Raw genomic sequence first — 13,541 nt, 5'->3', positions numbered from 1 at the left:
GGACGAGGAGAAGGTCGACAAGGGCCTTTTCGCCGCCGTCGGCGCCCTGACCACGGCGAACATCTTCATCGCGACCCTCTGGACGTGACCCGTCCAGGGGGCGCGCGACGCGTTCCCGGACGCGTTCCCGGGGGAGCGTGACGAAGGCCGTCCCCAAGGCGGACCCGGATGTCGGTGGGGCGTCCTAGACTCGTGAGGCGATGAGCAGCCTCTTTGACGACAGCTTCCTGGCCGGCCTCCAGAACCACTCCTCGGCGGAGGCCCCGCCCCCGCCCGAGGACGACGAGCACGGCGCCCCGACCCCGGACGAGGTCCCGCACGACCTCTTCGGGGAGCACTTCGACGCGCCCCCGCCCCGCGACGCGTACTACCGCGACGGCGCGGCGCGCCCCGTCGTGGATCCCGCCGCGCTCCTGGACGGGCTGAACGAACAGCAGCGCGCCGCCGTCGTCCACACCGACACCCCGCTGCTCATCGTCGCCGGAGCCGGCTCCGGAAAGACCCGGGTGCTCACCCACCGCATCGCCCACCTCCTGGGCACGCGGCACGTCCACCCCGGCCAGATACTGGCGATCACCTTCACCAACAAGGCCGCCGGCGAGATGAAGGAGCGCGTCGAGCAGCTCGTCGGCCCGCGCGCCAACGCCATGTGGGTCATGACCTTCCACAGCGCGTGCGTCCGCATCCTGCGCCGCGAGTCGAAGCGGCTCGGCTTCACCTCCTCCTTCTCGATCTACGACGCCGCCGACTCCAAGCGGCTGATGTCCCTGGTCTGCCGCGACCTGGACCTCGACCCGAAGAAGTTCCCGCCGAAGTCGTTCAGCGCCAAGATCTCGAACCTCAAGAACGAGCTGATCGACGAGGAGAGCTTCGCCGACCAGGCCGTCGACGGCTTCGAGAAGACGCTCGCCGAGGCGTACCGGATGTACCAGGCGCGGCTGCGCGAGGCCAACGCCCTGGACTTCGACGACATCATCATGACGACGGTCCACCTGCTCCAGGCGTTCCCCGACGTCGCCGAGCACTACCGCCGCCGCTTCCGCCACGTCCTCGTCGACGAGTACCAGGACACCAACCACGCCCAGTACACCCTCGTACGGGAGCTGGTCGGCACCGGCTACGAGGACCTCGGCCCGGCCGAGCTGTGCGTCGTCGGCGACGCCGACCAGTCGATCTACGCCTTCCGCGGCGCGACCATCCGCAACATCCTCCAGTTCGAGGAGGACTACCCGGACGCGACGACGATCCTCCTGGAGCAGAACTACCGCTCCACGCAGACGATCCTCTCCGCGGCCAACGCCGTCATCGAGCGCAACGAGTCCCGCCGCCCCAAGAACCTCTGGACGAACGCGGGCGCGGGCGCGCAGATCACCGGCTACGTCGCCGACACCGAGCACGACGAGGCGCAGTTCGTCGCCGACGAGATCGACCGGCTCACGGACACCGGCGAGGCCAAGGCCGGCGACGTCGCCGTCTTCTACCGCACCAACGCCCAGTCCCGCGTCTTCGAAGAGATCTTCATCCGCGTCGGACTGCCCTACAAGGTCGTCGGCGGCGTGCGCTTCTACGAGCGCAAGGAGGTCCGGGACGTCCTCGCGTACCTCCGCGTCCTCGCCAACCCCGAGGACAACGTCCCGCTGCGCCGCATCCTCAACGTGCCCAAGCGGGGCATCGGCGACCGCGCCGAGGCGATGATCGACGCCCTCTCCCTCCGCGAGAAGATCACCTTCCCGCAGGCCCTCAAGCGGGTCGACGAGGCGTACGGCATGGCCGCGCGTTCGGCGAACGCCGTGAAGCGGTTCAACGCGCTGATGGACGAGCTGCGCACCGTCGTCGAGTCCGGCGCCGGCCCCGCCGTCGTCCTGGAGGCCGTCCTGGAGCGCACGGGCTACCTGGCCGAGCTCCAGGCCTCGACCGACCCGCAGGACGAGACCCGGATCGAGAACCTCCAGGAACTCGCCGCCGTCGCCCTCGAATTCGAGCAGGAGCGCGGCGAGGAGCCCGCGACCCTCGCCGAGTTCCTGGAGAAGGTCGCCCTCGTCGCCGACTCCGACCAGATCCCGGACGAGGACGAGGAGGGCCGGGGCGTCATCACGCTGATGACGCTGCACACCGCCAAGGGCCTGGAGTTCCCGGTCGTGTTCCTCACGGGCATGGAGGACGGCGTCTTCCCGCACATGCGCGCCCTCGGGCAGGCGAAGGAGCTGGAGGAGGAGCGGCGCCTCGCGTACGTCGGCATCACGCGCGCCCGCGAGCGCCTCTACCTCACCCGTTCGTCGATGCGCAGCGCCTGGGGCCAGCCCTCGTACAACCCGGCCTCGCGCTTCCTGGAGGAGATCCCGCCCGCGTACCTGGAGTGGAAGCGGACCGGTCCGATGGCGAAGCCCGCCGGGCCGACCTCGGGCATCATCTCCTCGCTCTCCTCGTCCCGTTCGCGTTCCGGCCCCTCGGGCTTCGCCACGCGGCGCGCCGGTGAGAAGCCGGTGATCTCCCTCCAGATCGGCGACCGCGTCACGCACGACCAGTTCGGTCTGGGCACGGTGACCGCGGTGACGGGAGTCGGCGCGGACGCCCAGGCGACGATCGACTTCGGCGACGAGAAGCCGAAGCGGCTGCTCCTGCGGTACGCGCCGGTCGAGAAGCTGTAGCGCGTGCGTACGCGAGAGGGCCCCGGCTTCGGCCGGGGCCCTCTCGCGTACGGCGGGTGAAGGTCAGCTGGTCGGGTCGAGACCGTGGCTGCGCAGCCAGGCCAGCGGGTCGATGGCGTAGCCGCCGCCCGGCCGGACCTCGAAGTGGAGGTGCGGGCCGGTGGAGTTGCCGGTGTCGCCGGAGTACGCGATGACGTCGCCGGCCTTGACCTGGCCGTAGCGGATCTTGGCGCTGCTGAGGTGGCAGTACCAGGTCTCGGTGCCGTCGGGGGCGGTCACGATCACCATGTTGCCGTAGGCGCTGTTCAGCTGGGTGCGGACGGTGCCGTCCGTGGCGGCCATCACGGGCGTGCCGGTCTGCACGGGGAAGTCGATGCCGGTGTGCACGGACATCCAGTTGACGCCGGACTGGCCGAAGCGCGCGCTGAGGCGGTGGAGTTCCACCGGCAGCATGTACTTGGGGCGCAGCGCCTCCTTGCGGGCCGCTTCCTCCTCGCGCTTCTTCTTGTCGGCCGCCTGGCGGGCCTTGAGGTCGATGCGCTCCTGGGTGCGGCTCGCGCGGTCGCCGAAGTCGCGGGCGTCCTCGCTGAGCGCGGCGAGCTGGGTGTCCAGCGCGCTGTTGGCGGCGACCTGCTTGACGGAGCCGGGGTCGGCCGCGGCGAGGGCGGTGGTGTTGTCCTTCGTGCCGCCGTCGGTGGTGGGGTTGGTGAGCCCGCCGACGGAGGCGGCGGCGATGCCGGCGACGCCCATGACGCAGGCGGAGGGGACGGCGACGGTCAGCAGGGCGGACCGTTTGGCGGGCGTACGACGGCGGCCGCGGCTGCTGCCCGAACCGCGGCGCACGGGGCGGCCCGCGAGCGGGGTCTCCGTACGGAGCTCGGCGGCGGGCTCGTCGGTGTACTCGCTGTACTCGGCGTACTCGGCGTACTCGGCGGGTTCGTCGGCAGGCTCGGCGGCGTACTCGGCGGGGGTGAAGTCCTCGGCGGCGTCGAAGGCGGCGTCGCGGGCCGTGCCGTGGGCCGTGTCGTCGTGGCCGGTGACGTCGCCGACGTCCACGAGGGCGTCGGCGTAGGCGTACTCGGCCTGCGCCGTCGGCTCGGCGAAGTCGAACGCGAACTCGGCGGTGTGTTCCGGCTGGGGGGTGTACTGCTGCGGGACGAGCGGCTCGGCCTCCGGGGCCGCCTGGTTCCAGGCGGTCGCGTCGTAGGCGCCGGTCTCGGTCGCGAAGGCGGGGGCCGCCCACTGGCCGGTGGCGTCGTAGGCCTCGTACCCGTACGCGCCCTGGGCGGCGTACGCGCCGGAGTGGACGGTCTCGTACTGGCCGGTCTGCTGGGCGTCGGTCCAGGCGGAGGCGTCCCACTGCCCGGTGGTGTCGTACTGCTGGCCGCCGGTGTCGTATGCCGTGTGAGGGGTGGCGCTGCCGTACGTGTCGGCTGCCTGCCACTGGCTCGTGGTGTCCCACTGGCCGGTCGTGTCGTACTGCTGCTGACCCGTGGTGTCGTATTGGCCGGTCATCCCGTACTGGCCGAAATCCCACTGGCCGCTGTGGTCGGCCTGACCCGCGGGGTAGGCGCCGAACAGCGGGTCGACGGCGAAGCTGCCTGTGGTGTGGGCGTCGTCTCCGACGTACCCGGCGTGGGGTTGCTGGTCGTTCACCAACGTCTCTCTCGCCTCGGCAGCAGGACCATTCCGGGGCGGGCCCCATGAGGGGTGTCCCGGGGGAAGCAGTGGCGCGACTGTACCCGGCGGTATGCGCAGCCGACAATCTTCGGAGGGGTTTGGTCCCGCAGGAAACGGGCAATCGGCCGTCTTTCGCCAGCTCAGGGAGAGAGCTTTGGCCTTGTGTTCGAGGAACGTTCGAAGAACGGGGTCTGGCGAGCAGACGTCAGGCGACGGAAGCGGCGCCCGGCTCCCCTTCGTGAGCGCCCCGAGCGCCCCGGGCAACCGGAGCGACCGGTCCGCCGGCGTCCAGGGCGTCGAGGACCCCGGCCGCCACCGTCGGATGGACGGGCAGCGCGAGATGACCGATACCGCTGACGCGGACGTTGTGCACGTCGAGATCGGGGTGGTCGAGGCGCGCGGTCTCGACCGGCACCATCACCTGGTCGAGGTCGCTCCAGAAGCTCACGAACCGGGTCCGGCAGCCGGGCGCCGGGCCGGCCAGCTCCCGCAGTACCGCCGAACCGGGGCGCATCTGCCGCACCAGCGGATGCGCGTCGGCGAGCGGGGCCACGGTGGTGCCGGAGTGCGGGGTGCCGAGCATGACCAGGGTGCGCACCCGGGTGTCACCGCCCAGGCGCTGTACGTAATAGCGGGCGATGAGCCCGCCCAGGCTGTGCCCGACGATGTCGACCTCGGCGTGTCCCGTGCGGGCGCGGATCTCCTCCACCCGCCGCCCGAGCCGCTCGGCGGCGCTCCGCAGGTCGCACGTGAGCGGCGAGTAGTTCACCGACTCGACGCAGTCACGGCCGTGCCGGGTGAGCGCGCGGCGCAGCAGGACGAAGACGGAGCGGTTGTCGACGAAGCCGTGCAGGAGGACGACCGGGCGCAAACCGGAGGCGATCGTCGCTTCGGGGCCGGTGGGCGGGCCGGTGGAGGGGCCGGTGGACGGGTCGGTGGCGCGTGCGGTGGGGGAGAGGCGCTCGGCCGCGATCCCGGAGGGATAGAGGACGAGATGCCCGGTGAGGATCGCGAGCTCCAGGGCAGTGGCCTTCATCAGGGCGGTGACCTTGGAGAGCTCCATCGCCGACCTCCCGAGCGGCACGCGGGGCCGGACGATACGGCGGCACGCCGTACACCCGCGCCGCACGGACGGCGGCGCGGAGGTACGGCGACCTCGTCGCGGCTCCCCTGCGACCGGGCCCCGCTTGCGGCTGGTGGGCCCAGGAGGAGGGCCCGAAGCGGGGAACGGCGCAGAGCGAACATGTCCCACGTGTGATTTCCCCCTCGCTCGCCACCGTGAAACGGCCGGTTGCGGGATGCTGGCGATAACGTTCGTTCACCTCCCCGGCAATCAAGCGCGGGGGTCGCATGTGGAGGCAGTGATGGGTGTGACCGGTCCGATCCGCGTGGTGGTCGCCAAGCCGGGTCTCGACGGCCACGATCGCGGGGCCAAGGTGATCGCGCGGGCACTGCGCGATGCCGGTATGGAGGTCATCTACACCGGTCTCCACCAGACGCCCGAGCAGATCGTCGACACCGCGATCCAGGAGGACGCCGACGCGATCGGTCTCTCCATCCTCTCGGGCGCGCACAACACGCTCTTCGTGAAGGTCCTGGAGCTGCTGAAGGACCGTGACGCGGAGGACATCAAGGTCTTCGGCGGCGGCATCATCCCGGACGCGGACATCGCGCCGCTGAAGGAGAAGGGCGTGGCGGAGATCTTCACGCCGGGCGCGACGACCGCGTCCATCGTCGACTGGGTGAACGCGAACGTCCGCGTGGCGGCCTGACCGCTTCTCGCACCCGCTTGCCAGGGCCCTCCCTTCGGGGAGGGCCCTTCGGCATATCGGCCTGTCGCTGTCAGCTGTTGGCCGTCGGCCGTCAGCCGTCGGTGCCGGGCTCGGTGAGCTCGGCGCGCATCGCCGCGCGGAGCCGGAGCGTGGAGACCAGGCGCTGGAAGGCCTCGGACCAGTAGCCGCCCGCGCCGGGGGCGGTGTCCTCCTCCTCTTCGGGAAGGGCCGTCAGGGAGTCCAGCTGCCGCGCCGCCTCCGGGGCGAGGCAACGCTCCGCGAGGCCCATCACCCCGCTGAAGCTCCACGGGTAACTGCCCGCGTCCCGCGCGATGTCGAGCGCGTCGATCACCGCGGCGCCCAGCGGCTCGGCCCACGGCACGGCGCAGACGCCGAGCAGCTGGAACGCCTCCGACAGGCCGTGCGCGGCGACGAAGGCGGCGACCCAGCGCGCCCGTTCGTCCGCCGGGAGCGTCGCCAGGAGCTGTGCCCGCTCGGCCAGGGACGAGGTTCCGGGGCCCGTCGCGGGCGGGATCGCGGGGGCGCCGAGCAGCGCGCGCGACCAGGACGCGTCCCGCTGCCGTACGGCCGCCCGGCACCAGGCGGCGTGCAGTTCGCCCTGCCAGTCGTCGGCGACGGGCAGCGCCACGATCTCCTCCGGGGTCCGGCCGCCGAACCGGGCGGGCCAGCAGGAAAGGGGCGCCGCCTCGACGAGCTGGCCCAGCCACCAGGAACGCTCGCCCCGCCCCGCCGGCGGGGTCGCCACGACACCGTCCCCCTGCATCGCCGTGTCGCACTCGTGCGGGGCCTCGACGGAGATCGTGGGCGACTCCGCCGTCCGGTCGAGGCCGACGCAGGTGGCGGCCCGGCCGGCCATCCGGCCCGCGAACGCCGAGGCGGGCAGGGCGGAGAGCAGCTCGGCGGCGGTGGCGCGGACGTTGCGACTGCGGTCGGCGAGGGCCGCCTCCAGGAACTCCTCGTCCGCGTCGGAGAGTCCGGCCCGCAGCGAGTCCAGGAACATCAGCCGGTCCTCCGCCCGCTCCGCGGACCAGGTGGACGCGAGGAGGGCGAGCCCGGCCGCCGGGTCCTCGGTCCGTACGGCCGCGAGCAGCGCGACCCGCTCGGCGAACAGGCCCTCGTCCCACAGCACCCTGATGCCTTCGGTGTCCCCGGGGGCCGGCAGGCGGCGGGCCGCGCCCGTGCCCCGCAGCGCGAACCGCCACTCGGGGTTGAGGCCGGCCAGCCACAGGCCGCGCGGTCCGGCGAGCCGGAGGGCCTGGGGCCGCAGATCGGTGCGGGCCCTGGCCGCGTCGAGAAGGGCGGGCAGGGTGGCCGGCGGCGCCTTGTATCCGCGCTCGTTGGCGAGGGTCAGCCACTGGGGCAGCAGTTCGGCGAGGTCGGGAGCGGCCCCGCGCCTCCCGGCGGCGGGCGACGGCGCGGCCCGCCCGGCGAGGAGCTGGTCGAGCCGCCGCCGGGCCGCCTCGGGCAGCGGCCGGCGCGGGTCCTCCGGTGCGGGGTCGAGCGGGGGCGCGGCGGGCCCGGGGCGAAGCCCCGCCCTGCGTCGTACGGTGTGCAGCGCGGCGGTGTCGAGCAGCGCGCCCGCCATGGCCGCGCCCGCCGTGCCCGATCCGGGCGTGCCCGATCCGGGCGTGCCCGATCCGGGCGTGCCTGAGCCCGCCGTGCCCGCGCCCGTCGTGCCCGTGCCCGGCGCTCCGGTGAGGACCGTGGGCGGCCGTCGGTCCGTGCCGAGCAGCGCGGAGGTGACGAGCTCCTCCCAGACGCGAGCGCCGTCGTCACCGTCACCGTCGGACCCCGCGGCGTACGGGACGGGTGAGGCCGGTGTGGTCGCGCGCGTGGTCATCGGGGTCCTCCGTGTGGTCCGGGGAGGTGGTGGGCCGTCATATGAGGGGGACCGTCTCGGCCGGGGCCTCCGGTGACCAGGCGGCGAGCGGGGTGAATCCCCGGTGGCCGCACTCCCCGAAGACGGTCAAGGGGGCGCCGCCGGAGAGGGCGACGAGGCGCCAGAGTCCGGGCCGGTTCTGCGCGGCGGGCGTCAGCGGCAGGGCCTCGCGGCCGTCCGCGTCGGCGAGCTGCCAGCCGTACTCCGCCCGCGCCGGGACGACCTGGCGCAGCGTCACGGGCCAGGAGTCCAGCCACGGGTCCTCGTGCAGTGCCCGTCCGTACGCGCCGAGGGCCTCGCCCACCGGTCCGCCCGGCGGCGGGGTGACGGGGGCGCCGACCGGGACGAAGTGCTCGCCCGGCTCCGCGCGCAGCCGCCCGGCGCCCGCGTGCGGGGTCAGCTCGCCGTCGAGGAGCGCGCCCACGGGAAGCGCCAGGCCGGGGGCCCGGCCGGCCGCGCCGAAGGAGAGGAGGAGCGCCGTCCGTCCGGTCGAGGTGCCGTAGAGCCAGACGCGCCGGGTGGTCAGCCGGGCGTCGGCCGTGTCGTACTGCGCGAGGACGAGCCAGTGGTCGCGCACCGGGACGCCGTCGGCCGGGGCGGTGAGGCCGACCCGGGTCCGCACGGTCGTGGCGAAGTCGGCGGGGAGCCGGTCGGCGGCGAGCCAGGCCCGGTCGAGGAGGTGGGTCAGCGCGCACTCCTCCAGGAGCCGCACGGGCCAGCCGGGGCCCGAGCCCGGTATCGCGCCCAGCTCCCGGACCCGGCCCGCGAGCCCGGGCGCCTGGGCGTCGACCATGCGGGCCGCGGTCTCCTCCCACAGTCCGTACCCGGCCTGCTCGGCCGTGGCCAGGCCGCCGCGCAGCAGATCGGCGAGCCGCTGCTCCAACTCCTGCGCGCCCGCGGTGATCCGCGCCGCCCTGCGCTCGGCCCTGCGGCGCGCCGCCTCGGGATCCGCCGTGGTCCCGGCGGCGCCGGCCCCGGCCGGCCGGGGCGCGCTCGCGGCACGCTCCCGGCGCTTCGCGAGCCACGGTCCCGCCCACTCCGGCGGGGTGCCCTCCGCCACCGCCGCCGCGTCGGACGCCTGGAGCAGCAGCAGTCCCAGGGCGTGCTTGCAGGGGAGCTTCCGGCTGGGGCAACCGCACAGGTACGCGGGCTCCGTGAGGTCGACGGCCGTCTCGTACGACCGGCCGCCGCTGCCCCCGCACAGGCCCCAGACGGCCCCTTCGCCCCGGCCCGTGCCCGACCACGACCCGGCCGTGCCCAGACTGCTCCCCGCTCTGCGTGAGGCGTCGTCAGGAGCCAGTGCCAGCACCTGATCAGCCGTCCAGAGCACCCCCATGGCATTCATGTCACCGACCGTAGACGCCGCCACTGACAACGCCCCTGGCCTCGGAAAAGGGATTTGACTTTACTCTTTCTTTACGATTCTCTGCGCGTACCGAAGATCAGCACCACATGTCCAGGGGGACCCCCTCATGAAGCGCACCGTCCGTACCGCCGCCTCGGCCCTCGCCGTCGCCGGGCTCGCCCTCGGCCTCGGGGCCTGCTCGGAGGCCGCGGAGAAGGCCGTCGACCAGGTCGACAAGGCCGTCACCGAGGCCTACGAGGTCACGTACGAGGTCAGCGGCAAGAGCATCGAGTCCATCGACTTCCACGCCGGCGACGGCAGCGCCGTGGCGCCGAAGGTCGAGTCGGAGAAGAAGCCCACCACGCCGTGGAAGAAGACGGTGAAGCTGCACGGCATCATGCCGCCGGCCGTCATGCCGATCTCGCTCGACCCCGCGAGCCTCACCTGCAAGGTCGTCTACCAGGGCAAGGTCATCAAGGAGTCCAAGGGCGAGCAGGCGATGGCGGGCGGCTGCGTCGCCGTCTCCCCGATCGTGGGCTGACCCACCCTCGGAACACCACCGACCCACCCTCGGAACACCACTGACACACCCTCGGCCCGTCCTCGACCCGCCCTCCTCGCAGGGCCGTTGACCAGCGGTGACGGCCGATTGTCAGTGGGATGGTGCACCGTGGATCGCACAACAGGTCGATCGATCTGGAGGGGGATCCATGACCGTGCCCGAAACTGTCGCGCAGCCCGGTTACGGTGTCGAGACGGACACCGGACCGGGCCTGCCCGAGGCCACAGCGGAAGCCCTGAGGCCGCACGCAGAGCACGCCTTCGCCGACGAACTCACCGCACTCGCCGCCGCCGACGACCGGCCGCGGCCCGCCCGCTGGCACCTCTCGCCCTGGGCCGTCGCCACCTATCTCCTCGGCGGCACGCTCCCCGACGGGACGGTGATCACACCCAAGTACGTCGGACCGCGCCGCATCGTCGAGGTCGCCGTCACCACGCTCGCCACCGACCGGGCGCTCCTGCTGCTCGGCGTGCCCGGCACCGCGAAGACCTGGGTCTCCGAGCACCTCGCCGCCGCCGTCAGCGGTGACTCCACGCTCCTCGTCCAGGGCACCGCGGGCACACCGGAGGAAGCCGTCCGGTACGGCTGGAACTACGCGCGGCTCCTCGCCCACGGCCCCAGCCGCGACGCCCTCGTGCCGAGCCCCGTGATGCGGGCGATGGCGCGGGGCATGACCGCCCGCGTCGAGGAACTCACCCGCATCCCCGCCGACGTGCAGGACACGCTCATCACGATCCTGTCCGAGAAGACCCTGCCGATCCCGGAACTGGGCCAGGAGGTGCAGGCCGTCCCCGGCTTCAACCTCATCGCCACGGCCAACGACCGCGACCGGGGCGTCAACGAACTCTCCAGCGCCCTGCGCCGCCGCTTCAACACCGTGGTGCTGCCGCTGCCCGCGACCCCCGAAGCCGAGGTCGACATCGTGGCCCGGCGCGTCGAACAGATCGGCCGCTCCCTCGCCCTGCCCGCCGTGCCGGCCGGCGCGGACGAGATCCGCCGCGTCGTCACCGTCTTCCGCGAACTGCGCGACGGCGTCACCACCGACGGGCGGACGAAGGTCAAATCCCCCTCGGGGACGCTCTCCACGGCCGAGGCCATCTCCGTCGTCACCGGCGGCCTCGCGCTCGCCGCCCACTTCGGCGACGGCGTCCTGCGCCCCGGGGACATCGCCGCCGGGATCCTCGGCGCCGTCGTCCGCGACCCGGCGGCCGACCGGGTCGTCTGGCAGGAGTACCTGGAGACCGTGGTCAGGGAGAGAGACGGCTGGAAGGACTTCTACCGCGCCTGCCGCGAGGTGAGCGCATGACGCCCACCACCACGGCCCCGGGCCCCGGACCCGGCCGTGGCGCGATCAGGGCCGGCGCCGGCGGGCGGCGCGGGCGGCCCCTGCTGCTCGGCGTGCGGCACCACGGACCCGGCTCGGCGCGCGCCGTACGGGCCGCCCTGGAGGCGGAGAAGCCCGCCGTCGTGCTCGTCGAAGGCCCCGCCGAGGCCGACGCGCTCGTCGCCCTCGCCGGGGACGAGGCCATGCGGCCCCCCGTCGCCCTGCTCGCCCACGCCGTGGACGACCCCGGGCGGGCCGCGTTCTGGCCGATGGCCGAGTTCTCACCCGAGTGGGTCGCGATCCGCTGGGCCCTCGACCGGGGCGCCGCCGTCCGCTTCGTCGACCTGCCCGCCGCCCACACCCTCGCCGCCGCCGACCCCACCTGGGCCGACGGCGAGGGGGCCGACGGGGGCACGGACGCCGACGCCGCCGGGCACCGGATCGACCCCCTCGCCGAACTCGCCAGGATCGCCGGGATCGCCGGGACAGCCGGCCACGACAGCGCCGAGCAGTGGTGGGAGGACGTCGTCGAACTGCGCGGCGACGACGACCCCGTCGCACCCTTCGAGGCCCTCGCCGAGGCCATGGGCGCCCTGCGCGAGGCGTACGGACACGGCGGCCACCCCCACGACCTCGTCCGCGAGGCGTACATGCGGCTCCAGCTGCGCGCCGCCCACAAGGAGTTCGGCGACGAGGTCGCCGTCGTCTGCGGAGCCTGGCACGTCCCCGCCCTCACCCGGAAGACCACCGTCGCCGCCGACCGCGCCCTCCTCAAGGGCCTGCCCAAGGTGAAGACCGAGCTCACCTGGGTCCCCTGGACCCACCGCAGGCTCGCCCGGCGCTCCGGCTACGGCGCGGGCATCGAGGCCCCCGGCTGGTACGGCCACCTCTTCACCGCCCCCGACCGGCCCGTCGAACGCTGGATGACCAAGGTCGCCGGACTCCTCAGGGCGGAGGACCACCTCGTCTCCACCGCCCACGTCATCGAGGCCGTCCGCCTCGCCGAGACCCTCGCCGCCCTGCGCGGCCGCCCGCACCCGGGACTCGACGAGACGACGGACGCCGTCCGCGCCGTCCTGTGCGAGGGCTCCGACGTGCCGCTCGACCTCGTCCGCGACCGCCTCGTCGTCGGCGACGTCCTCGGCGAGGTCCCGGCCGGCGCGCCCGCCGTACCCCTCCAGCGCGACCTGAGCCGCCTCCAGCGCTCCCTGCGCCTCAAACCCGAGGCGCAACAGCGCGAGCTCGACCTCGACCTCCGCAAGGAGACCGACGCCGCCCGCAGCCGGCTGCTGCACCGGCTGCGACTCCTCGGCGTCGACTGGGGCACCCCGGCCGCCGGACGGGCCGGCACCGGCACCTTCCGGGAGACCTGGCGGCTGCGCTGGGAGCCCGAACTGCACGTCCATGTCGCCGAGGCCGGAGTCTGGGGCACCACCGTCGAGGCCGCCGCCATCGCCAAGGCCGAGTCCCGGGCCCTGGCCGCGACCGCCCTCGCCGACATCACCGCCCTCGCCGAACAGTGCCTCCTCGCCGGACTCGCCGACGCCCTGCCCGTGGTGATGCGGGCCCTCGCCGACCGGGCCGCGCTCGACACCGACGTCACCCACCTCGCCCAGGCCCTCCCCGCCCTGGCCCGCTCCCTGCGCTACGGCGACGTCCGCGGCACCGACACGGCCGCTCTCGCCGAGGTCGCCGCCGGGCTCGCCGAGCGGATCTGCGTCGGCCTGCCGCCCGCCTGCGCCGGACTCGACGCCGACGCCGCCACCGCCATGCGCGACCGGATCGACGAGGTCCACCAGGCCCTCGTCCTGCTGCCCGACACGGCGCGGCCGGCCGACCGCTGGGCGGGCGTCCTGCACCGGCTCGCCGGACGCGACCGCGTGCCCGGCGTCCTGCGCGGCCGGGCCGCCCGCCTCCTCCTCGACGAGGGACGGCTCACCGAGGACGAGGCCGCACCGCTCATGAGCCGCGCCCTCTCGCCCGGCGCCCCGCCACAGGACGCCGCCGCCTGGATCGAGGGATTCGTCGGCGGGGCGTCCGGCGGCGGACTGCTCCTCGTCCACGACGAGCGCCTGCTCGGCCTGGTCGACACCTGGCTCACGTCCGTACCGCCCGCGGCCTTCACCGACGTCCTGCCGCTGCTGCGCCGCACCTTCTCCGGATACGAGCCGGGTGTCCGCCGCACCCTCGGCGAGCTCGTCGCGGGGGGGCCCCGCCCCCCCCGCCCCGGGGGCGCGGCCCCCCGCGGGGGGCCCCCCGGGGGCGCCCCCCCCACCCGGGGGCGGGGGGGGGGGGGCCGGGCCCCGCACC

At 74.1% G+C, this 13,541-nt stretch carries 9 protein-coding genes; 5 read left to right on the top strand and 4 right to left on the bottom strand.

The window, feature by feature from the left end:
- Positions 1–200 precede the first annotated feature (200 nt).
- Positions 201–2,648 carry a DNA helicase PcrA gene (gene pcrA / locus ACFC0G_RS39300; RefSeq protein ID WP_376413567.1) on the top strand — a complete coding sequence of 816 codons (2,448 nt, stop codon included), beginning with the start codon at positions 201–203 and terminating at the stop codon, positions 2,646–2,648.
- A gap of 63 nt (positions 2,649–2,711) precedes the next feature.
- Here the strand turns inward: pcrA and ACFC0G_RS39295 are convergent, their stop codons facing one another.
- Entirely contained in the window at positions 2,712–4,304 is a 1,593-nt protein-coding gene (locus ACFC0G_RS39295; RefSeq protein ID WP_376413566.1) for a M23 family metallopeptidase, read from the bottom strand.
- Positions 4,305–4,533: 229 nt separating this feature from the next.
- On the bottom strand, positions 4,534–5,391 hold the full coding sequence (locus tag ACFC0G_RS39290; RefSeq protein ID WP_376413564.1) for an esterase/lipase family protein: 858 nt from the start codon (positions 5,389–5,391) through the stop codon (positions 4,534–4,536).
- A 301-nt stretch (positions 5,392–5,692) separates the two neighbouring features.
- Here ACFC0G_RS39290 and ACFC0G_RS39285 point away from each other — a divergent pair, with 301 nt between their 5' ends.
- The gene (locus ACFC0G_RS39285; RefSeq protein ID WP_024758053.1) at positions 5,693–6,100 is read left to right on the top strand and encodes a cobalamin B12-binding domain-containing protein; all 408 of its coding nucleotides are present in this window, start codon (positions 5,693–5,695) and stop codon (positions 6,098–6,100) included.
- 91 nt (positions 6,101–6,191) lie between these two features.
- Here the strand turns inward: ACFC0G_RS39285 and ACFC0G_RS39280 are convergent, their stop codons facing one another.
- Both ACFC0G_RS39280 and ACFC0G_RS39275 read right to left on the bottom strand, forming a co-directional pair.
- Positions 6,192–7,961 (bottom strand): DUF5691 domain-containing protein, encoded by a 1,770-nt coding sequence (locus ACFC0G_RS39280; RefSeq protein WP_376413562.1) that lies wholly within the window; start codon positions 7,959–7,961, stop codon positions 6,192–6,194.
- 37 nt (positions 7,962–7,998) lie between these two features.
- Entirely contained in the window at positions 7,999–9,345 is a 1,347-nt protein-coding gene (locus tag ACFC0G_RS39275) for an SWIM zinc finger family protein (RefSeq protein ID WP_376413560.1), read from the bottom strand.
- A 127-nt stretch (positions 9,346–9,472) separates the two neighbouring features.
- Between ACFC0G_RS39275 and ACFC0G_RS39270 the strand changes: the two genes are divergently transcribed.
- The 3 genes from ACFC0G_RS39270 to ACFC0G_RS39260 form a co-directional block, all read left to right on the top strand.
- Positions 9,473–9,886, top strand: a complete 414-nt coding sequence (locus ACFC0G_RS39270) for a hypothetical protein (RefSeq protein WP_376413558.1) — start codon at positions 9,473–9,475, stop codon at positions 9,884–9,886.
- Between the two features lie 169 nt (positions 9,887–10,055).
- Positions 10,056–11,213 (top strand): AAA family ATPase, encoded by a 1,158-nt coding sequence (locus tag ACFC0G_RS39265; RefSeq protein ID WP_376413556.1) that lies wholly within the window; start codon positions 10,056–10,058, stop codon positions 11,211–11,213.
- Positions 11,210–13,541: DUF5682 family protein (locus ACFC0G_RS39260; RefSeq protein WP_376413554.1), on the top strand; the 2,332-nt coding region annotated here is incomplete at its 3' end. The genes ACFC0G_RS39265 and ACFC0G_RS39260, both read left to right, overlap by 4 nt.

This window comes from Streptomyces sp. NPDC056169 (assembly GCF_042268445.1).
In the GTDB taxonomy this organism is placed as follows: domain Bacteria; phylum Actinomycetota; class Actinomycetes; order Streptomycetales; family Streptomycetaceae; genus Streptomyces.
This window is presented reverse-complemented; position numbering and strand designations above follow the sequence as displayed.

Excerpts from the sequence above, each read along its gene's own strand:
- ACFC0G_RS39270 (WP_376413558.1), top strand. The coding sequence starts at position 9,473 with ATGAAGCGCACCGTCCGTACCGCCGCCTCGGCCCTCGCCGTCGCCGGG.
- ACFC0G_RS39275 (WP_376413560.1), bottom strand. The coding sequence starts at position 9,345 with ATGAATGCCATGGGGGTGCTCTGGACGGCTGATCAGGTGCTGGCACTG.
- ACFC0G_RS39265 (WP_376413556.1), top strand. The coding sequence starts at position 10,056 with ATGACCGTGCCCGAAACTGTCGCGCAGCCCGGTTACGGTGTCGAGACG.
- ACFC0G_RS39285 (WP_024758053.1), top strand. The coding sequence starts at position 5,693 with ATGGGTGTGACCGGTCCGATCCGCGTGGTGGTCGCCAAGCCGGGTCTC.
- pcrA (WP_376413567.1), top strand. The coding sequence starts at position 201 with ATGAGCAGCCTCTTTGACGACAGCTTCCTGGCCGGCCTCCAGAACCAC.
- ACFC0G_RS39280 (WP_376413562.1), bottom strand. The coding sequence starts at position 7,961 with ATGACCACGCGCGCGACCACACCGGCCTCACCCGTCCCGTACGCCGCG.
- ACFC0G_RS39290 (WP_376413564.1), bottom strand. The coding sequence starts at position 5,391 with ATGGAGCTCTCCAAGGTCACCGCCCTGATGAAGGCCACTGCCCTGGAG.